23 protein-coding genes are annotated in these 19,715 nt (G+C 70.2%); 21 read left to right on the forward strand and 2 right to left on the reverse strand.

Translation table 11 applies throughout. The annotated features are described in order from the left end of the window. On the reverse strand, positions 1-710 hold a 710-nt coding region (locus ACIY1X_RS11665), incomplete at its 3' end, for an SAM-dependent methyltransferase (RefSeq protein ID WP_399680713.1). Continuing rightward, positions 710-1,291 (reverse strand): Maf family nucleotide pyrophosphatase, encoded by a 582-nt coding sequence (locus ACIY1X_RS11670; protein ID WP_399680715.1) that lies wholly within the window; start codon positions 1,289-1,291, stop codon positions 710-712. The genes ACIY1X_RS11665 and ACIY1X_RS11670, both read right to left, overlap by 1 nt. A gap of 54 nt (positions 1,292-1,345) precedes the next feature. Between ACIY1X_RS11670 and ACIY1X_RS11675 the strand changes: the two genes are divergently transcribed. The 21 genes from ACIY1X_RS11675 to acpS form a co-directional block, all read left to right on the forward strand. Further along, positions 1,346-1,906, forward strand: coding sequence for a YceD family protein (locus ACIY1X_RS11675; protein ID WP_399680716.1), 561 nt, complete (start codon positions 1,346-1,348; stop codon positions 1,904-1,906). A 210-nt stretch (positions 1,907-2,116) separates the two neighbouring features. Then, positions 2,117-2,299: a 50S ribosomal protein L32 gene (rpmF, locus tag ACIY1X_RS11680; protein WP_038208303.1), complete on the forward strand. Its 183-nt coding sequence runs from the start codon at positions 2,117-2,119 to the stop codon at positions 2,297-2,299. 61 nt (positions 2,300-2,360) lie between these two features. Beyond that, the gene (plsX, locus tag ACIY1X_RS11685) at positions 2,361-3,461 is read left to right on the forward strand and encodes a phosphate acyltransferase PlsX (RefSeq protein ID WP_399680718.1); all 1,101 of its coding nucleotides are present in this window, start codon (positions 2,361-2,363) and stop codon (positions 3,459-3,461) included. Next, positions 3,461-4,441: a beta-ketoacyl-ACP synthase III gene (locus ACIY1X_RS11690; protein ID WP_399680719.1), complete on the forward strand. Its 981-nt coding sequence runs from the start codon at positions 3,461-3,463 to the stop codon at positions 4,439-4,441. The genes plsX and ACIY1X_RS11690 overlap by 1 nt, the downstream gene beginning before the upstream one ends. A 51-nt stretch (positions 4,442-4,492) precedes the next feature. Beyond that, positions 4,493-5,443: an ACP S-malonyltransferase gene (gene fabD, locus ACIY1X_RS11695; protein ID WP_399680721.1), complete on the forward strand. Its 951-nt coding sequence runs from the start codon at positions 4,493-4,495 to the stop codon at positions 5,441-5,443. Between the two features lie 14 nt (positions 5,444-5,457). Beyond that, the gene (fabG, locus tag ACIY1X_RS11700; RefSeq protein WP_399680723.1) at positions 5,458-6,201 is read left to right on the forward strand and encodes a 3-oxoacyl-ACP reductase FabG; all 744 of its coding nucleotides are present in this window, start codon (positions 5,458-5,460) and stop codon (positions 6,199-6,201) included. Between the two features lie 103 nt (positions 6,202-6,304). Continuing rightward, the gene (acpP, locus tag ACIY1X_RS11705; protein WP_038208314.1) at positions 6,305-6,544 is read left to right on the forward strand and encodes an acyl carrier protein; all 240 of its coding nucleotides are present in this window, start codon (positions 6,305-6,307) and stop codon (positions 6,542-6,544) included. 97 nt (positions 6,545-6,641) lie between these two features. Beyond that, on the forward strand, positions 6,642-7,886 hold the full coding sequence (gene fabF, locus ACIY1X_RS11710; protein WP_038208317.1) for a beta-ketoacyl-ACP synthase II: 1,245 nt from the start codon (positions 6,642-6,644) through the stop codon (positions 7,884-7,886). Between the two features lie 20 nt (positions 7,887-7,906). Next, the gene (locus ACIY1X_RS11715) at positions 7,907-8,392 is read left to right on the forward strand and encodes a hypothetical protein (protein WP_038208320.1); all 486 of its coding nucleotides are present in this window, start codon (positions 7,907-7,909) and stop codon (positions 8,390-8,392) included. After that, positions 8,389-9,045 carry an RNA polymerase sigma factor RpoE gene (rpoE, locus tag ACIY1X_RS11720; protein ID WP_038208323.1) on the forward strand — a complete coding sequence of 219 codons (657 nt, stop codon included), beginning with the start codon at positions 8,389-8,391 and terminating at the stop codon, positions 9,043-9,045. The genes ACIY1X_RS11715 and rpoE overlap by 4 nt, the downstream gene beginning before the upstream one ends. A 28-nt stretch (positions 9,046-9,073) precedes the next feature. Further along, positions 9,074-9,721 (forward strand): sigma-E factor negative regulatory protein, encoded by a 648-nt coding sequence (locus tag ACIY1X_RS11725; protein WP_038208582.1) that lies wholly within the window; start codon positions 9,074-9,076, stop codon positions 9,719-9,721. Between the two features lie 3 nt (positions 9,722-9,724). Beyond that, positions 9,725-10,816, forward strand: coding sequence for a MucB/RseB C-terminal domain-containing protein (locus ACIY1X_RS11730; RefSeq protein ID WP_084217052.1), 1,092 nt, complete (start codon positions 9,725-9,727; stop codon positions 10,814-10,816). 115 nt (positions 10,817-10,931) lie between these two features. Further along, positions 10,932-12,413, forward strand: coding sequence for a DegQ family serine endoprotease (locus ACIY1X_RS11735; protein ID WP_399680725.1), 1,482 nt, complete (start codon positions 10,932-10,934; stop codon positions 12,411-12,413). A 501-nt stretch (positions 12,414-12,914) separates the two neighbouring features. Further along, positions 12,915-14,726, forward strand: a complete 1,812-nt coding sequence (lepA, locus tag ACIY1X_RS11740) for a translation elongation factor 4 (protein ID WP_399680727.1) — start codon at positions 12,915-12,917, stop codon at positions 14,724-14,726. Between the two features lie 22 nt (positions 14,727-14,748). Next, positions 14,749-15,720 (forward strand): signal peptidase I, encoded by a 972-nt coding sequence (lepB, locus tag ACIY1X_RS11745; protein WP_038208329.1) that lies wholly within the window; start codon positions 14,749-14,751, stop codon positions 15,718-15,720. Between the two features lie 42 nt (positions 15,721-15,762). Further along, complete coding sequence (locus tag ACIY1X_RS11750; RefSeq protein WP_038208332.1) at positions 15,763-16,122, forward strand: DUF4845 domain-containing protein; 360 nt, start codon at positions 15,763-15,765, stop codon at positions 16,120-16,122. A gap of 16 nt (positions 16,123-16,138) precedes the next feature. Next, positions 16,139-16,825: a ribonuclease III gene (gene rnc / locus ACIY1X_RS11755; RefSeq protein WP_038208335.1), complete on the forward strand. Its 687-nt coding sequence runs from the start codon at positions 16,139-16,141 to the stop codon at positions 16,823-16,825. Between the two features lie 11 nt (positions 16,826-16,836). Beyond that, the gene (era, locus tag ACIY1X_RS11760) at positions 16,837-17,793 is read left to right on the forward strand and encodes a GTPase Era (RefSeq protein ID WP_038208338.1); all 957 of its coding nucleotides are present in this window, start codon (positions 16,837-16,839) and stop codon (positions 17,791-17,793) included. Continuing rightward, entirely contained in the window at positions 17,790-18,563 is a 774-nt protein-coding gene (gene recO, locus ACIY1X_RS11765; RefSeq protein ID WP_399680730.1) for a DNA repair protein RecO, read from the forward strand. Before era ends, recO begins: the two co-directional genes overlap by 4 nt. Next, the gene (locus ACIY1X_RS11770; protein ID WP_038208344.1) at positions 18,560-19,339 is read left to right on the forward strand and encodes a pyridoxine 5'-phosphate synthase; all 780 of its coding nucleotides are present in this window, start codon (positions 18,560-18,562) and stop codon (positions 19,337-19,339) included. Before recO ends, ACIY1X_RS11770 begins: the two co-directional genes overlap by 4 nt. Next, on the forward strand, positions 19,336-19,715 hold a 380-nt coding region (acpS, locus tag ACIY1X_RS11775), incomplete at its 3' end, for a holo-ACP synthase (protein WP_399680731.1). The genes ACIY1X_RS11770 and acpS, both read left to right, overlap by 4 nt.

A 19,715-nucleotide genomic window follows, 5' to 3' on the forward strand; every position in this document is an offset into this window, starting at 1 on the left:
GCGCGCCAGGTCTTGACGCTGTGGCTGTGCACGGTCGCCTGCGCCAGCGTCAGCCCGCTGGCCATGGCCAGCCGCGACTCGGGCTTCAGCGTCTGCACCAGCGCCTGCAGCAGCGCGGCGTTGCGGTACGGCGTTTCGATGAAGAGCTGCGTCTGCCCCGTGCGCAGCGCCAGGGCTTCCAGCTCTCGGATGCGCTGCTGGCGCGCCTGCGCGTCCTGCGGCAGGTAGCCGACGAAGGCGAAGTTCTGCCCGTTCAGGCCGCTGGCCGCCAGCGCCAGCAGCAGCGAGACCGGGCCGACCAGCGGCACGACTGCGGCGCCCATCGCGTGCGCGGCGCGCACCACCGAGCTGCCCGGGTCGGCCACCGCCGGCATGCCGGCCTCGCTCAGGAGGCCCATGTCGTGCCCCGCCGCCAGCGGGGCGAGCAGGGCGCGGATCGCCTGCGCGTTCGCCCCGGCGCCGTCGTGGTCGCCCTTCTTGTGCACCTCGCGCGGCAGTTCCTGGATCGCCATCGCCTGCAGCGGCGCGGCCAGCGGCACCACCGCGTCGATGCGCTTGAGGTAGGCGCGGGCGGTCTTGGCGTTCTCGCAGATCCAGTGCGTCAGGCCGGCGGCGGCGGCCAGCGTGCCCTGCGGCAGCACGTCGGCGAGCGGCGCCTGCGGCTCGCAGCCGAAGTCCAGCGGGGCGGGGACGAGGTAGAGCGTGGCCATCAGAGCAGATCGACGCCCGCTGCGCGCAGCATGCGGCAGGTGCGGATCAGCGGCAGGCCGACCAGGGCGGTGGGGTCGTCGCTGTCGATGGCCTCCAGCAGCGCGATGCCCAGCCCTTCGCTCTTGGCGCTGCCGGCGCAGTCGTAGGGCTGCTCGATGCGCAGGTAGCGCTCGATGGCGTCGTCGCCGAGTTCGCGAAACACCACCCGCACCGGCGCCAGGTCCTGCTGCACGAAGCCGGCGGCGCGGCAGACCACGGCCACGGCCGTCTGGAAGACCAGGGTGCGGCCGCTCATGCGCCGCAACTGCGCGCCGGCCCGGGCATGGTCGCCGGGCTTGCCCAGCGCCTCGCCGTCCAGGTCGGCCACCTGGTCCGAGCCGATCACCACCGCCTCGGGGAAGCGTTCGGCCACGGCCTGCGCCTTGGCCAGCGCCAGGCGGATGGCCAGCGCGGCGGGCGTCTCGCCGGGCAGGGCGGACTCGTCCACTTCGGGCGCCTGCACGTCGAAGGGCAGGTGCAGCCGCTCCATCAGCGCGCGGCGGTAGCGCGAGGTGGAGCCGAGGATCACGGGGCGTTGCATCGTTCTATTGTCCGTGACGCCCGGCGAAAGGCCGGGCGCCTTAGACTGCCGCCGATGAAAGCCAAGGACTTCGATGCCGGCCGCCTGGACGTGCCGGCCTTCGCCCAGGCCGGCGCCGTGCTCTCGGCCGAGGAGCCGCTGGCCGCCTTCCCCCGCCTGACCGCCGAATCCGCCGTGCCCGATGCCGCCGGCACCGTGCGCTGGCAGGCCCGGGGCGAGTTGCGCACCCCGGCCGGCGGCGCGGCCGTGCCCTGGCTGCACCTGCAGGCCGATGCCGGCGTGCCGCTGGTGTGCCAGCGCTGCCTGACCCCGGTGGACACGCCGCTGCATGCCGACCGCTGGTTCCGCTTCGTCGCCGACGAGGACACGGCCGCGCTGGAGGACGAGGAGGCCGAGGAGGACGTGCTGGTCGCGAGCCGCGACTTCGACCTGCGCGCGCTGGTCGAGGACGAACTGCTGATGGAGCTGCCCATCACCCCGCGCCACGAGACCTGCCCGGTGCCGGTCGCGCTGTCGGCGGCCGACCCGGATTTCGACGCCACTGGCGAGCGCCCCAACCCCTTTGCCGCGCTGGAGGCGCTCAAGAGTGGGAAGGGCGGCGGGAGCGGCGGCTAGCCCGGTGGCGGCGCCCGCACGCAGGGCTGGCGCAGGCCGGCCGCGCCGGGCTATAATCGCGGGCTTCGCGTGCCCATCTCCACGGAGCATATGGGGCGCGACCCAGCGGCAGGCGGTCACTTTCTTGAGCGTCTTGCGGGCCCCGGCGGCGCTGCCCCGGTCCCGGCCGCACCGCCCACCAACCGTACCGAATACCGATCAGGAGCCATCATGGCCGTTCAGCAGAACAAGAAGTCGCCGTCCAAGCGCGGCATGCACCGCTCGCACAACGCCCTGGGCGTGCCCGGCATCGCCGTGGAGCCGACCACCGGCGAAACCCACCTGCGCCACCACATCAGCCCGAACGGCTTCTACCGTGGCCGCAAGGTGCTCAAGACCAAGAACGAAGGCTGACCCGCCCTCTCAAGGCCAAGGCCCGAAGCTACTTTCCACGTAGCATCGGGCCTTTGTTTTGATGCCCACGACTCCCACGACGAACCCCGCGCCGGGGCCCGAGGCGATCACGCTGGCCGTCGACTGCATGGGCGGCGACCACGGCCCGCGCGTCACGCTGGCGGCCTGCCGCGGCTTCCTGGAGCGCCACCCGCAGGCCTCGCTGCTGCTGGTGGGCGTGCCGGAGGCGCTCGGCACGCTGCGGCATCCGCGCGCGCGCATCGTCGCGGCCACCGAGGTGGTCGGCATGGACGACCCGATCGAGGTCGCCCTGCGCAAGAAGAAGGATTCGTCCATGCGCGTGGCGATCCAGCAGGTCAAGGACGGCGCCGCCCATGCCGCCATTTCCGCCGGCAACACCGGCGCGCTGATGGCCATCGCCCGCTACCTGCTCAAGACGCTGGACGGCATCGACCGCCCCGCCATCGCCACCCAGCTGCCCAACATCCGCGGCGGCGCCTCCACCGTGCTGGACCTGGGCGCCAACGTCGACTGCGACGCCGAGGACCTGCTCCAGTTCGCCGTGCTGGGCTCGGCGCTGGTGGCGGCGCTCACCGGCAACGACGCGCCTTCCGTGGGGCTGCTGAACGTGGGTGAGGAAGTCATCAAAGGCAGCGAAACCATCAAAAAAGCGGGTCAACTGCTTCAAACGGCTGCCAATTCGCAGGATCTGAACTTTTACGGCAACGTCGAGGGCAACGACATCTTCAAGGGCACGACCGACATCGTGGTGTGCGACGGCTTCGTCGGCAACGTCGCGCTCAAGGCCACCGAAGGCGTGGCCTCGATGATCGTGGACTTCATGAAGCAGGAGTTTTCTGCCGGCTTCTTCAGCAAACTCGCGGCGATCGTCGCTTATCCGGTGCTTCGCGCGCTGAAGAACCGGCTCGACCACCGCCGCTACAACGGCGCCGCCCTGCTGGGCCTGCGCGGCCTGGTGTTCAAGAGTCACGGCTCGGCCGACGAGGTGGCGTTCGGCCATGCGCTGGATCGCGCTTATGATGCCGCCCGCAACAACCTGCTCGACCGCGTCCGCGCCCGCATCGCCCACGCCGCGCCCCTGCTGAAGCGCGCCGAGGCCCCGGAGAACTCCGAGCGCGCCCCGGCAGCACTCCAGGCCTGATGAGCACCCCTTATTCCCGCATCACCGGCACCGGCAGCTACCTGCCGCCGCGCCGCGTGACCAACGACGACCTGGCCCGCGAACTGGCGGGCCGCGGCATCGAGACCTCCGACCAGTGGATCGTGGAGCGCACCGGCATCCGCGCGCGCCACTTCGCCGAGCCCGACGTCACCAGCAGCGAGCTGGCCCTGCACGCCAGCCGGCATGCGCTGGAGGCCGCCGGCCGCAGCGCCTCGGACGTGGACCTGATCATCGTCGCGACCTCGACGCCCGACATGGTCTTCCCCTCGTCCGCCTCGATCCTGCAGCACAAGCTGGGCGTGGCCGGCTGCCCGGCCTTCGACGTGCAGGCCGTGTGCAGCGGCTTCATCTACGCGCTGACCGTGGCCGACGCCATGATCCGCACCGGCACCGCGCGCTGCGCGCTGGTGGTGGGCGCGGAGGTGTTCTCGCGCATCCTCGACTTCGGCGACCGCACCACCTGCGTGCTGTTCGGCGACGGTGCCGGCGCCGTGGTGCTGGAGGCGAGCGACACGCCCGGCATCCTGGCCAGCGACATCCACGCCGACGGCTCGCACGTCGGCATCCTGTGCACGCCGGGCCACGTCTCCGGCGGGCAGGTGACGGGCACGCCGCTGCTGCACATGGACGGCCAAGCCGTCTTCAAGCTGGCGGTGCGCGTGCTGGAGGACGCGGCGCGCACCGTGCTGAAGAAGGCCGGTAAGACCGACGCCGACATCGACTGGCTGATCCCGCACCAGGCCAACATCCGCATCATGCAGGGCACGGCGCGCAAGCTGAAGCTGCCCATGGACAAGCTGGTCGTCACCGTGCACGAGCACGGCAACACCTCGGCGGCGTCGATCCCGCTGGCGCTGGACGCTGCCGTGCGCGACGGCCAGGTGAAGAAAGGCGACACCGTCATGCTCGAAGGCGTGGGCGGCGGCTTCACCTGGGGCGCGGTGCTGCTCAACATGTAGCCTCGCGGCGCCCCGCGGGCGCCGCGGCTTGACCCGGAGACACAAGACATCATGACTTCCTTTGCGTTCGTCTTTCCCGGCCAGGGATCGCAGGCCGTGGGCATGCTCGACGCCTGGGGCGACCACCCCGCCGTGCGCGAGACGCTGGCCGAGGCCTCCGAGGCCCTCGGCGAGGACGTGGCCAGGCTGATCCACGAAGGCCCCAAGGAGGCCCTGGCCCTCACCACCAACACCCAGCCCGTGATGCTGGTGGCCGGCGTCGCCGCCTGGCGCGCGTGGCTGGCCGAGGGCGGGGCGAAGCCTGCCGCGGTGGCGGGCCACTCGCTCGGCGAGTATTCCGCCCTGGTCGCCGCCGGCGTGCTGACGCTGAAGCAGGCCGCGCCGCTGGTGCGCCTGCGCGCCCGCGCGATGCAGGAGGCCGTGCCGGTGGGTGCCGGCGCGATGGCCGCCATCCTGGGCATGGCGTCCGAGAAGGTCGCGGCCGGCTGCGCCGAGGTGACGGCGGGCTTCGCGCCCGGCAGCGGCGAGGTGGTCGAGGCGGTGAACTTCAACGACCCGATGCAGACCGTGATCGCCGGCAGCAAGGCCGCGGTGGAGAAGGCCTGCGAGGCGCTCAAGGCCGCCGGCGCCAAGCGCGCGCTGCCGCTGCCGGTGTCGGCACCCTTCCACTCCAGCCTGATGAAGCCGGCGGCCGAGGCGCTGCGCGCCGCGCTGGCGGACGTGGAACTGGCCGCGCCGGCGATCCCGCTGGTCAACAACATCGATGTCGCGGTCGAGGACGACCCGGCGCGCATCCGCGACGCCCTGGTGCGCCAGGCGGCCGGCCCGGTGCGCTGGGTCGAGTGCGTGCAGGCGCTCCGGGCGCGGGGCATGACGGCCATCGTCGAATGCGGGCCGGGGCGCGTGCTGTCCGGCATGGTCAAGCGCATCGCGCCCGACGTCGCCAACCCGGTCATCCTCGATCCGGCCACGCTGGCCGAGACGAAGCAGTCGCTGGCCTGAAGAGGCACCTCCCCATGAGCACACTCACCATCCAGGGCCAGGTGGCCCTCGTCACCGGCGCCACGCGCGGCATCGGCGCGGCCATCGCGCTGGAACTGGCCCAGCGCGGCTACAAGGTCGTCGGCACCGGCACCACGGCCGAGGGCGCCGCCAAGATCACCGCCGCGCTGTCCGCCCACCGCGGCCAGGGCCAGGTGCTGGACGTGACCGACGGCGCCGCCGTGGAGGCGCTGGTCGACGCCATCGTCAAGGCGCACGGCGGCCTGCATGTGCTGGTCAACAACGCCGGCATCACGCGCGACATGCTCGCCATGCGCCTGAAGGACGAGGACTGGGATGCCGTCATCGACACCAACCTCAAGGCCGTGTTCCGCCTCTCGCGCGCGGCCATCCGGCCGATGATGAAGCAGCGCTTCGGCCGCATCATCAGCATCACCAGCGTGGTCGGCGCCTCGGGCAACCCGGGCCAAGCCAACTACGCGGCCGCCAAGGCCGGCGTGGCGGGCATGACCCGCGCCCTGGCGCGCGAGCTGGGCAGCCGCGCCATCACCGTCAACTGCGTGGCGCCCGGCTTCATCGAGACCGACATGACGGCCAGCCTGCCGGAGGCGCAGCAGCAGGCGCTGCTGGCGTCCATCCCGCTGGGCCACCTGGGCAAGCCGGCCGACATCGCGCACGCGGTGGCCTACCTGGCCTCGCCGCAGGCCGCCTACGTGACGGGCCAGGAACTGCACGTCAACGGCGGCATGTACATGTAAGTGCGGCGCTGCGCAAGGCGTTTCCCCCGGCCCCGACCGGGAAGACGCCACACCCCGGCCCGTTAAAATCCACCGATTGTCTATAACCCTCAGAGGGAACCAAATGAGCGATATCGAAGCACGTGTCAAGAAAATCATCGCCGAGCAGCTCGGCGTGGAAGAGTCGCAGGTGACCAACGAAAAGGCCTTCGTGGCCGATCTGGGCGCCGACTCGCTCGACACGGTCGAACTCGTGATGGCCCTGGAAGACGAATTCGGCATCGAGATCCCCGACGAAGACGCGGAGAAGATCACCACGGTGCAGAACGCCATCGACTACGCCTCCAAGAACCAGAAGGCCTGAGCCTTCGGTCCTCCCCGTGGAGGCCGGCCGCGCGGCGCCATGACCGCCTGACCTCGGCCGCGCGCTCCGCCCGTTTTCCCCTGGAAAGGTTCATGGCATGACCCAACGCCGCGTCGTCGTCACCGGGCTCGGTTGCGTTTCTCCCGTCGGCAACACCGTCGCCGACAGCTGGGCCGGCCTGCTCGCCGGCCGCTCGGGCGTCAGCACCGTCACCCGTTTCGACGCCAGCAACCTGGCCTGCCGCTTCGCCGGCCAGGTGCAGGACTTCGACATCACGAAGTACATCTCCGAGAAGGAAGCGCGCCACATGGACCGCTTCATCCACCTCGGCATGGCGGCCGCCATCCAGGCGGTGGAAGACAGCGGCCTGCCCACCGGCGAGGCGCTCACGCCCGACCTGGCCTCGCGCATCGGCTGCAACATCGGTTCGGGCATCGGCGGGCTGCCGATGATCGAAGAGACGCACGGCGAGCTGGTCAACCGCGGCCCGCGCCGCATCTCGCCCTTCTTCGTGCCGGCCTCGATCATCAACATGATCTCCGGCCACGTGTCGATCAAGTACGGCTTCACCGGCGCCAACATCGCGGTGGTCACGGCCTGCACCACCGGGCTGCATGCCATCGGCCTGTCGGCACGGCTGATCCAGGCCGGCGATGCGGACGTGATGGTCGCCGGCGGCGCCGAATCCACCGTGTCGCCGCTGGGCATCGGCGGCTTCGCGGCCGCGCGTGCGCTGTCCACCCGCAACGACGACCCGGCCGCCGCCTCGCGCCCCTGGGACAAGGATCGCGACGGCTTCGTGCTGGGCGAGGGTGGCGGCGTGATGGTGCTCGAGGAGTACGAGCACGCCAAGGCCCGCGGCGCGAAGATCTACGCCGAACTGGTCGGCTTCGGCATGAGCGCCGACGCCTATCACATGACGGCGCCCAACGTGGACGGCCCGCGCCGCTCGATGGAGGCGGCGCTGCGCAACGCCGGCGTCAACGCCGACCAGGTCCAGTACCTGAACGCGCACGGCACCTCCACGCCGCTGGGCGACCTGAACGAGACCAACGCCATCAAGAACGCCTTCGGCGACCACGCGAAGAAGCTGGTGGTCAACTCCACCAAGTCGATGACGGGCCACCTGCTGGGCGGCGCCGGCGGCATCGAGTCGGTCTTCACCGTGCTGGCCGTGCACCACCAGAAGAGCCCGCCGACCATCAACATCTTCAACCAGGACCCGGAGTGCGACCTGGACTACTGCGCCAACGAGGCGCGGGACATGAAGATCGACGTCGCCGTGAAGAACAACTTCGGCTTCGGCGGCACCAACGGCACGCTGGTGTTCAAACGCGCCTGACGCGCACCGGCCTTCCTTTCATGCACAGCGCCCCATCGGTGAGCTATCCGGTGGGGCGCTCGCGCTTTGCGGCCGGGCTCTTCGCCGCACTGTGGCTGGCCGGCGCGGCCTGTGCGGGGCTGTGGCTCCACCAGAACCCGGCCGACCCGGCGCGCGCGGCGGCCCTGGCGACCGCGCTGGCATTGACGGCCCTCGCCGCGGTCCACGCGCTGGGTCGGGTGCCGCCGAGCCCGCTGGCATGGGACGGCGCGTACTGGCACCTGGGCACGGACGGCGCAGCCATGCGCATGGCGACGGCGGCTGCGGGACTCGACCTGCAGGGCGTGCTGCTGCTGCGCCTGGCGGAGCCCGGGCAGGCGCCGCGTTGGCTGTGGCTGGAGCGTGGCTGGGCGCCCGAGCGCTGGAACGCCCTGCGCCGTGCGGTATATTGCCGCCCCCCGTCGCCCGAAGCGGCGCCGGTGCCCGCCGCCGATGCCGGCGCGCGGCGCGTCCCGCCTGCTGCATGACCGCATCCCCCCCGCCCCCGCCCGAGAACGACGGCCCTGCCGCCGGGCGGCCGGTCGACCCGGATTTCCAGCTCGTCCAGCGCACGGTGGCCGGCGACCAGAAGGCCTACGAGCTCCTGGTGCTCAAGTACCAGCGCCGCATCGAGCGGCTGATCGGCCGGATGGTGCGCGACGTCGACCTGGTCGAGGACATCGCCCAGGAAACCTTCATCCGCGCCTACCGCGCGCTGCACCAGTTCCGCGGCGAGGCGCAGTTCTACACCTGGCTGTACCGCATCGCCGTCAACACGGCCAAGAAGGCCCTGGTGGACATGAAACGCGACCCGACGGTGCCCGAGGCGGCGCTGCGCGGGGCCGACGACGACGATGAAACTTACCGGGGCGGAAACGAACCAATCAGCGACGAAACCCCCGATTCCGTGCTGGCGGCGCAGGAGATCGCCGCCGCGGTCAACGCCGCGATGGAGGCGTTGCCGGCCGAACTGCGGCAGGCCGTGACCCTGCGGGAGATCGAGGGTTTGAGCTACGAGGAAATCGCCGAGGTCATGAATTGCCCGATCGGTACGGTGCGCTCGCGCATCTTCCGGGCGCGCGAAGCGATCTCGGCGCGGGTGAAACCCCTGCTGGACAACCAGTCGGGCAAGCGGTGGTGACGATCAGGTGAACGACATGGACGAAGGCATGAAGCAGGATCTCGAGCGTGTATCCGCGCTGGCGGACGGGGCGCTGCACGGCGAAGCTTTCGCCCGGGCGGTGGGCGATCTGGGCGTGCGCGAGGACTTGCGGCGCGAATGGCAGGTGGTGCACCTGGTGGGCGACGTGCTGCGCTCGGGCACGCATGCGCCGTGCTCCGACTCGGCCGCCTTCCTGGCACGGCTGCGCGAGCGGCTGGCGGCCGAGGTCGTCCGCCCCGGGGCGGCGCAGCCGGCGCCGGGGGCAGAGCTGCGCATGGTGCGCGCCGAGGCGGCCAACGAGCCGGTGTTCCGCTGGAAGGTGGCCGCCGGCGTGGCCTCGGTGGCGGCGGCGGCCGCGATCGGCTGGGCCTGGATGGGGCAGGGCGGCACCGCGCCGGCCGGCGCCCAACTGGCGCGCAGCACGCCGCAACTGGTGGTGCCGGGCGCAGCCGGCCAGCCTCCCGTGCTGGCCGCGGCGACCCAGGGTGGGCAGCCGGCCCGCTCGCGCGTGGTGATCGGCAACGGCGCCCCGCAGATCATGCTGCGCGACCCGCGGCTGGACGAACTGCTCCAGGCCCACCAGCAGGCCAGCGGCGCCTCCAACATGCCGTCGGGTTTCCTGCGCAACGCCACCTTCGAAGGTCCTTCGCGCTGAGGCATGCCAAGTCGCGCTGGTAACCCGCCGACCGCGCTGCTGGCGCCGGCACGCCCTTTCCGCTCGATCGCCGCCGCGCTGCTGCTGGCCGGCGGGCTCGGCGGCCTGCCGGTCCATGCCCAGGATACGGCCCCCGAGGCCGCTTCCCCGGCCGCGGCGCCGCAGGACCCGGCGCGCCTGGGCGTGCTGGACTGGCTGCGCCGCATGCACCAGGCGGCCCGGCAGACCAGCTACGTCGGCACCTTCGTGGTGTCCGCCGCCACCGGCGACCTGTCCAGCGCGCGGATCTGGCATGCCTGCGAGGGCGATCTGCAGATCGAGCGCGTCGAGGCGCTGAGCGGCCCGCCGCGCTCCACCTTCCGCCGCAACGACCTGGTGCTCACCTTCCTGCCCGAGCTGGGCGTGATCCGCAGCGAGCGGCGCGACAACGTGGAGGTGTTCCCCAACCTGCTCGGCGCGTCCGAGTCCTCCATCGCCTCTCTGTACGGCGTGCGCCTGCTGGGCAAGGGCCGCGTTGCCGGCATCGATGCCGACGTGGTGCAGATCGTGCCGCGCGACGACCTGCGCTTCGGCTACCGCGTCTGGAGCGAGCGCCGCTCCGGGCTGGTGCTCAAGCTGCAGACGCTGGATGCGGAGGGCGGCGTGGTGGAGCAGTCCGCCTTCTCCGAAGTGCAACTGGATGCGCCGCTGCAGGTGCGGGCGCTGGACCAGATGATGTCCAGCACGAGCGGCTACCGGATCGAGAAATCGCAATTGCGGCGCACCACCGCCGAGGCGGAGGGCTGGGCGCTGAAGGCGCCGGTGCCCGGCTTCAAGCCGGTGAGCTGCTACCGCCGCGCGCTCGGCAGCCGGGCCTCGGACGGCGAGCGTACGGTGCAGTGGACCTTCTCGGACGGCCTGGCGACGGTGTCCCTGTTCATCGAGCCCTTCGACCCGCAGCAGGCCGGGCCCGAGACCGTGATGCAGCTCGGCGCCACCTACACGCTGACCCGGCGCCTGCTGGCCGAGGACGGCGGCTGGTGGCTCACCGCCGTCGGCGAGGTGCCGCCCCGGACGCTCGAATCCTTCGCGCAGGCGCTGGCGCGCACGCGTTGACCGGCCCCTGCGATCCGCGGCGCCGGCCGACGGCCGGGAACCGATCCGGCCCCGACAATTCGAAGGCTGCGCTTCCCCTTTCCGTTCACCATCACCCGACAAGAGAGAGATGACGATGTTCCAAGCCGAAGGCAAGACCGGACTCCATGCCTGCCTGCTGGCCGCCGCGCTGGCGGTGACGGGCTCCGCCGCGCTCGTCCCGGCCGCGGCCCAGGCGCAGCAGCCCGCCGCGGCGGCGCGCGTGCTGCCCGACTTCACCGACCTGGTGGACCAGGTCGGCCCGTCCGTGGTCAACATCCGCACCACCGAGCGCGTGGCGCGCGGCGGCGCCTCCGCGGAGATGGACGAGGAGATGCAGGAATTCTTCCGCCGCTTCTTCGGCCAGCCGCTGCCGGGCATGCCGCGCCAGGGGTCGCGCCGCGGCCAGCCGCAGGAGGAGGAGCGCCCGCGCGGCGTCGGCTCCGGCTTCATCCTCACCGCCGACGGCTACGTGATGACCAACGCGCACGTGGTCGAGGACGCCTCGGAGGTGATCGTCACCCTGGCGGACAAGCGCGAGTTCAAGGCGAAGATCGTCGGCAGCGACAAGCGCACCGACGTGGCGGTGGTCAAGATCGATGCGACCGGCCTGCCGGCGGTGAAGGTGGGCGACATCTCGCGCCTGCGCGTGGGCGAGTGGGTGATGGCCATCGGCTCGCCCTTCGGGCTGGACAACACCGTCACCGCCGGCATCGTCAGCGCCAAGCAGCGCGACACCGGCGACTACCTGCCCTTCATCCAGACCGACGTGGCGGTCAACCCCGGCAACTCGGGCGGCCCGCTGATCAACATGCGCGGCGAGGTGGTGGGCATCAACAGCCAGATCTACTCGCGCTCGGGCGGCTTCATGGGCATCTCGTTCGCGATCCCGATCGACGAGGCCATCCGCGTCAGCGAGCAACTGCGCGCCTCCGGGCGCGTCACGCGCGGACGCATCGGCGTGCAGATCGACCAGGTCACCAAGGACGTGGCTGAGTCCATCGGGCTGGGCAAGCCGCAGGGCGCGCTGGTGCGCGGCGTGGAGACCGGTTCGCCCGGCGACAAGGGCGGCATCGAGGCCGGCGACATCATCCTCAAGTTCGATGGCACGGCCATCGACAAGCCGAGCGACCTGCCGCGCCTGGTGGGCAACACCAAGCCGGGCACCAAGAGCACCGTCACCGTGTTCCGCCGCGGCAAGACGCGCGACCTGACCGTGACCGTCGCGGAGTTGGAACCCGACAAGCCGGCCCGCGTGCCGGGCAGCCGCGAGGAGCCGACGCCGTCTTCCGCCTCGGCCGCCGCCAAGTCGCTCGGCCTGGCCGTCAGCGAGTTGAGCGCCGAGCGCAAGCAGGAACTGAAGCTGCGCGGCGGGGTGCGCGTGGACGCCGCCAGCGAGGCGGCGGCCCGTGCCGGGCTGCGCGAGGGCGACGTCATCCTCGCCGTGGGCAACGTGGAGGTGGCGAACGTGCGCGAGTTCGATGCGGCCCTGGCGAAGATCGACCGCTCCAAGCCGGTCAGCGTGCTGTTCCGCCGCGGCGAGTGGGCGCAATACGCCCTCATCCGCCCGTCGCGCTGAGCTTCGCGACGGCGTCAAGTGGCCCCACCCGTCAGTCGGGTTTGGGGTCTTTTTTTGGCGACAAAGCCGCCGGACGCCGCGCGCGGACCCACTTCAATTGAAGTTTGCATCTACTAACTTTGTCTGAGCCCTTGGATGGGTTTCGGTAGAATGCGTCGCCCGGATGCTCTTTCGGCGGCATAACAGAGGGGTCGGCCACCACGATACGAGATGGTCACGCGGCATGCACCGCTGCTCCACAGATCGCCCACAAGTTGTTCATGAAGTCACCCACAATGCTTGTGGATAAGCTGTTCATATGATTCCTGTTGCTGCCCTGCAACGAGCCTCCGGCTTCCGTTCCTGCCTGTACGCGCCCCCCGATTTGCCTACAATGAAGTTCCAACTACTGCAGTTGCCATTGCTTGTTGGTTCAGGGCGCGTCCTTCGAAGACGCGCCCTTTTTTCTTGTGCTGTGCCGCCTGTGTGCGAGTGATTTCAAGTACTTAAGCGTTCCCGTTGATGAACCACATCAGAAATTTCTCGATCATTGCGCACATCGATCACGGCAAGTCGACGCTGGCGGACCGCCTCATCCAGCGTTGCGGCGGCCTCGCCGATCGCGAGATGCAGGCACAGGTGCTCGACTCGATGGACATCGAGAAGGAGCGTGGGATAACCATCAAGGCGCAGACCGCCGCGCTGCACTACAAGGCGCGCGACGGGCAGGTCTACAACCTCAATCTCATCGACACGCCGGGCCACGTCGACTTCTCGTACGAGGTCTCGCGTTCGCTCTCCGCATGCGAGGGCGCGCTGCTCGTCGTCGATGCATCGCAGGGCGTGGAAGCGCAGACGGTGGCCAACTGCTACACCGCGCTGGACCTCGGCGTCGAGGTGCTGCCGGTGCTCAACAAGATGGACCTGCCGCAGTCCGATCCCGAGCGCGCAAAGGAAGAGATCGAGGACGTGATCGGCATCGACGCGAGCGATGCCATCCCGTGTTCGGCGAAGACCGGCATGGGCGTGGACGAGATCCTGGAGGCGATCGTCGCCAAGGTGCCGCCGCCGCGCGGCAAGGCGGATGCGCCGCTGCGCGCCATGATCATCGACAGCTGGTTCGACGCCTACGTGGGCGTGGTGATGCTGGTGCGCGTGGTCGACGGCCGCCTGGGCAAGGGCGACCGCATCAAGCTGATGGCCACCGACGCGCTCTACAACGCCGACAACCTGGGTGTGTTCACCCCGGCCAACGAGCCGCGGGCGAGCCTGGAGGCGGGCGAGGTGGGCTACATCATCGCCGGCATCAAGGAACTGCAGGCGGCCAAGGTGGGCGACACCATCACGGTGGTGCGCACGGCGCAGGGCGCCAACACCGCGCCGGCGGCCGAGCCGCTGCCGGGCTTCAAGGAGATCCAGCCGCAGGTCTTCGCCGGCCTGTACCCGACCGAGGCGAGCGAGTACGACCAGCTGCGCGATGCGCTGGAGAAGCTCAAGCTCAACGACGCCTCGCTGCACTTCGAACCCGAGGTGAGCCAGGCGCTGGGCTTCGGCTTCCGCTGCGGCTTCCTGGGCCTGCTGCACATGGAGATCGTGCAGGAGCGGCTGGAGCGCGAGTTCGACCAGGACCTGATCACCACCGCGCCGAGCGTGGTGTACGAGGTACTCAAGAGCGACGGCGAGCTCATCATGGTGGAGAACCCCTCCAAGATGCCCGACATCGGCAAGACGGCCGAGATCCGCGAGCCGATCGTCACCGTGCACCTGTACATGCCGCAGGAGTACGTCGGCCCGGTGATGACGCTGGCCAACCAGAAGCGCGGCGTGCAGATCAACATGGCCTACCACGGCCGCCAGGTGATGCTGACCTACGAGCTGCCGCTGGGCGAGATCGTGCTGGACTTCTTCGACCGCCTGAAGTCCGTCAGCCGCGGCTACGCCAGCATGGACTACGAGTTCAAGGAGTACCGGCCGTCCGACGTGGTCAAGGTCGACATCCTGCTCAACGGCGAGAAGGTGGACGCCCTGTCGATCATCGTGCACCGCAGCCAGTCGCAGTACCGCGGCCGGGCGGTGGTGGCGAAGATGCGCGAGATCATCAGCCGCCAGATGTTCGACGTGGCGATCCAGGCGGCCATCGGCGCCAACATCATCGCCCGCGAGACCGTCAAGGCGCTGCGCAAGAACGTGCTGGCAAAATGCTACGGCGGCGACATCACCCGCAAGCGCAAGCTGCTGGAAAAGCAGAAGGCGGGCAAGAAGCGGATGAAGCAGATCGGCTCGGTCGAGGTGCCGCAGGAAGCCTTCCTGGCCATCCTGCAGGTCGAAGAATAAGCAAACCTCATCTCCCCAAGCGATGGCACTCCTGACTTCCCTGATCCTCGCCGCGTTCGCCGGCTACATCGGCGCCTGGTACCTCGACGCGGTCGAAGGCAACTTCGCCCTGCTGCTGTTCCTGGCCACCCTGATCACCGGCGCCTACTGGCTGGCCGAGCGTTTCTGGTTCCTGCCCCGGCGGCGGGCGGCCGCGGCGGCGTTCGATGCGGCCGGCGCGCAGCGGCGCGAGGAGCTGACGCGCCAGGGCATCACCCAGTTCGACCGCGAGGACGGCCAGGCACGCGAGAAAATCCTGGCGCAGCCCTGGTGGCTGGACTGGACGGCGGGGCTGTTCCCGGTGATCCTGGCCGTGTTCCTGCTGCGCTCCTTCGTCGTCGAGCCGTTCAAGATCCCCTCCGGCTCGATGATGCCGACCCTGCTCACCGGCGACCTGATCCTGGTGAACAAGTTCACCTACGGGCTGCGCCTGCCGGTGGTCAACACCAAGATCACCGAGGGCACGCCGCTGGCGCGCGGCGACGTGGTGGTGTTCCGCTACCCGCCCAAGCCGAGCATGGACTACATCAAGCGCGTGGTCGGCATCCCCGGCGACGAGGTGGCCTACCTGAACAAGCAACTGACCATCAACGGCCAGCCGGTTGCCAAGGAGGCGGTGCCCGACTACTTCGACGAGGACGTCATGCGCTACTTCAAGCAGTACCGCGAGGACCTGGACGGCCGCACGCACATGCTGCTCAACGACGACAGCCGGCGGGCGGGCCTGTCCGACGCGGAGGTGATGGACTTCCCCGGCCGTGAAAATTGTCGTTACAGTGTCGAGGGCGTGGTCTGCAAGGTGCCGCCGGGTCACTATTTCATGATGGGCGACAACCGCGACAACTCGCTCGATTCGCGCTACTGGGGCTTCGTGCCGGACCAGAACGTCGTGGGCAAGGCCTTCTTCATCTGGATGAACTTCGGCAGCCTGGGGCGCATCGGTTCGTTCCATTGAGCGGCTGAGCGGCCGCCATTTTTCAGGGAAAGAAAAGAGGGTATGAGGGAAATCCAATCCGAACGCCGGCGCCAGCGCGGCATCTCGTTCATCGGCCTGCTGTTCGTCGCCGTGGTGCTGGCGTGCGTGGGCGTGGTGGTGGCGCAGGTGATCCCGACGCTGATCGAGTACCAGGCCATCCTGAAGGCGGCCAACAAGGCCAAGGAAGGCACGACGGTGCCCGAGGTGCGCGCCATCTTCGACCGGGCGCAGGCCATCGACGACTTCCAGGCCGTCGCCGGCCGCGACCTCGAGGTGCGCAAGGACGGCGAGAAGGTGGTCGTCGCCTTCGCCTACGACAAGGAAATCCACCTCTTCGGTCCGGCCTACCTGCTGCTGAAATACAAGGGCGAGTCCAACTGAGCGCCCTGCAACGCACGTGAAAGACAGCGCTCTTGCGGGCCTGCAGGCGCGCCTGTCGCACCGCTTCTCGGACCCCGTCCTCTTGCAGCGCGCGCTGACGCACCGCAGCTACTCGTCCGACCACAACGAACGGCTGGAATTCCTGGGCGATTCGGTGCTGAGCCTGGCGGTCTCGCACCTGCTGTTCCGCCGCTTGGCGCAGTTGCCCGAGGGCGACCTCTCGCGGGTGCGGGCCAACCTCGTCAAGCAGGACACCCTGCACCGCCTGGCGCTGAAGCTGGAGCTGTCGCCCCTGCTGCGCCTGGGCGAGGGCGAGGCGAAGTCCGGCGGCGCGGCGCGGCCGTCCATCCTGGCCGACGCCCTGGAGGCGGTGATCGGCGCCGTCTACCTAGACGCCGGCTATGCCGCCGCGCAGGCGCTGGTGGAGCGCCTGTACGAGGCGGTGGAGATCAACCCCCGCATGGAGGCTGCCGGCAAGGACGCCAAGACGGAATTGCAGGAGTGGCTGCAGGGCCACAAAATGAAGCTGCCCGCCTATCGCGTGGTCGCCACGCTCGGCGCGGCCCACAAGCAGACCTTCGACGTCGAGTGCGAGGTGGCCGAACTGGGCTTCGTCGAGCGCGGCATCGGCGGCTCGCGCCGGGCGGGCGAGCAGGCGGCCGCCGCGGCGATGCTGCTGCGCCTGAAGGCCCATCGACCCTGAAGAACACCGACATGGCTGAACATCCCGACGCAGAAACCCCCGCGACCGACGCCGCGCGCCGCTGCGGCCTCGTGGCCATCGTCGGCAAGCCCAACGTCGGCAAGTCCACGCTGCTCAACGCGCTGGTGGGGCAGAAGATCAGCATCACCTCGCGCAAGGCGCAGACCACGCGCCACCGCATCACCGGCGTGCGCACCCTGCCGGAACTGGAGGGCGGCGGCACGCAGTTCGTGTTCGTCGACACGCCCGGCTTCCAGACGCGCCACGGCAACGCGCTCAACCGCTCGCTCAACAAGACGGTGCTGGGCGCGGTGGCCGACGTGGACCTGGTGCTCTTCGTGGTCGAGGCCGGCCGCTTCACGCCGGCCGACGCGAAGGTGCTGGGCCTGCTGGGCAAGGACGCGCCGGTCCTCCTGGTGGCCAACAAGCTCGACACCGTGCACCGCCGCGCCGACATCGCGCCTTGGCTGGCCGAGATGCAGAAGGAACACGCCTTCGCGGAGTTCGTGCCCATGTCGGCCAAGAACCCGAAGGACATCGAGCGCCTGTTCGGCATCTGCGCGAAGTACCTGCCCCAGCAGGACTGGTGGTACGACGAGGACGAGTTGACCGACCGCAGCGAGAAGTTCCTGGCCAGCGAGACGGTGCGCGAGAAGCTGTTCCGCCTGACCGGCGACGAGCTGCCCTACACCTCCACGGTCGTCATCGACAAGTTCGAGGAGGAGCCGCCGCAGAAGAAAGGCCAGAAGCGCCTGCTGCGCATCGCCGCCACCATCGTGGTCGAGCGCGACGGCCACAAGGCCATGGTGATCGGCGACAAGGGCGACCGCATCAAGCGCATCGGCACCGAGGCGCGGCAGGAACTGGAGAAGCTCATGGACGCCAAGGTCTTCATCGAGCTGTGGGTCAAGGTGCGCTCGGGCTGGGCCGACGACGAGGCGCGGGTCCGCTCGTTCGGCTATGAATGAAGCGCAGCTCCGTCCTGCATGAGCCGGCCTATGTGCTGCACCGCTACGACTGGAGCGAGTCCAGCCTGATCCTCGAGGCGCTGACGCGCCACCACGGCCGCATCGCGCTCGTCGCCAAGGGCGCCAAGCGGCCCAGTTCCAGCTTCCGGCCGGTGCTGCTGCCGCTGCAGCCGCTGCAGCTGGGTTACGGGGGCGATGCGGAGATCCGCACGCTGAAGTCCGCCGAATGGATGGGCGGGCACGTGATGCCCACCGGCGACGCACTGCTGTCGGGCTACTACCTCAACGAGCTGCTGATCCGCCTGCTGGCGCGCGACGATGCGCATCCTCAGCTCTTCGATGCCTACGCGGGGGCCGTGCAGGTGCTCGCCGCCGCGCCGGAGGGCAGTGCGCAGGCCAGCGTGCAGGCCTCGGCCCTGCGCGCCTTCGAGCTGCTGCTGCTGCGCGAGGTGGGCCTGCTGCCGGCGCTGGACGTCCAGACCTCGACGCTGGCGCCGCTGCAGGACGCCGTGCCCTACGCGCTGCTGGCCGAGGCCGGCCTGCGCGAGGCCGGCGAGGGCGAGCCGGCGCTGGCCGGCGGCGCCTGGCGCACGCTGCACCGGTCGCTGGACGACAGCGCCCCCTTCGCCGCCACGGTGCGCGCCGTGGCCGAGCTGCCCGCCGGCGCCAGCGCCGCGCTGCGCGCGCAGCTGCGGCAACTGCTCAACTACCATTGCGGCGTCTCCACGCTGCGCACCCGGCAGCTGATGCGGGAGCTGCAAGACTTATGAGCGTCGTCATTCCTTCGTCCCGTACCTCCCTGTCGGTCAACCTGAACAAGGTGGCGCTGGTGCGCAACACGCGGCACCTGGGCATCCCCAGCGTGACCTACGCCGCCGCGCTGTGCCTGGATGCCGGCGCCCACGGCATCACGGTCCACCCGCGGCCCGACGGGCGCCACATCCGCGCGCAGGACGTGGCCGACCTCTCCGCCCTGCTGCAGCGCGACTGGCCGCGGGCCGAGTTCAACATCGAGGGCAACCCCTTCCACAACCTGATGGACTTCGTGCGCGAGTTCCGGCCGCACCAGGCCACCTTCGTGCCCGACAGCGAGGACCAGTTCACCAGCGACCACGGCTGGCGCTTCCCGGAGGACCTGGCCCGCCTGAAACCCCTGGTGGCCGAGGCCCGCGCGCTGGGCGTGCGGGTGAGCCTGTTCATGGACCCGGAGCCCGAGCAGATGGCCGAGGCACGCGCCACCGGCGCTGACCGCGTCGAGCTGTACACCGAGGGCTACGCCGCCTCGCGCGGCACCTCGCGCGCCGGGCCGGTGCTGTCGCAGTACGCGGCCGCCGCACGCGCGGCGCAGGCCGTGGGCCTGCAGGTCAACGCCGGCCACGACCTCAGCCGCGACAACCTCACGCTGTTCCTGCAGGCGGTGCCGGGCATCCGGGAGGTGTCGATCGGCCACGCCTTCATCGCCGATGCGCTGGAGTCTGGCTACGCCGCGACCACGCGCGACTACCTGCGCTGCATCGACGAGGCCTACGGCGGCGCCGTCGCATGATCCACGGCATCGGCACCGACCTGTGCGACATCCGCCGCATCGAGGCGACCTTCCGGCGGCAGGGCGAGCGCTTCGCGCTGCGCGTCCTGGGCGATGCGGAGCTGGCCGTCTGGCGCGCCCGCAGCGCCCGCTGGCCGAAGCGCGGCCTGCGCTACCTGGCCACGCGCTTCTCGGCCAAGGAGGCCTTCAGCAAGGCCATCGGCCTGGGCATGCATGCGCCGATGGGCTGGCGCCTGTGCGAGATCCTCAACGAGCCCGGCGGCAAGCCGCGCATCGTGCTGCACGATCCGCTGAAGGGCTGGTTCGAGGCGCAGGGCCTGGCGGCGCACGTGACGGTGACCGACGAGGCGGACTACGCGGCCAGTTTCGTCGTGGT

The organism is Xenophilus sp. (assembly GCF_044462705.1).
GTDB lineage: Bacteria > Pseudomonadota > Gammaproteobacteria > Burkholderiales > Burkholderiaceae_C > Xenophilus > Xenophilus azovorans.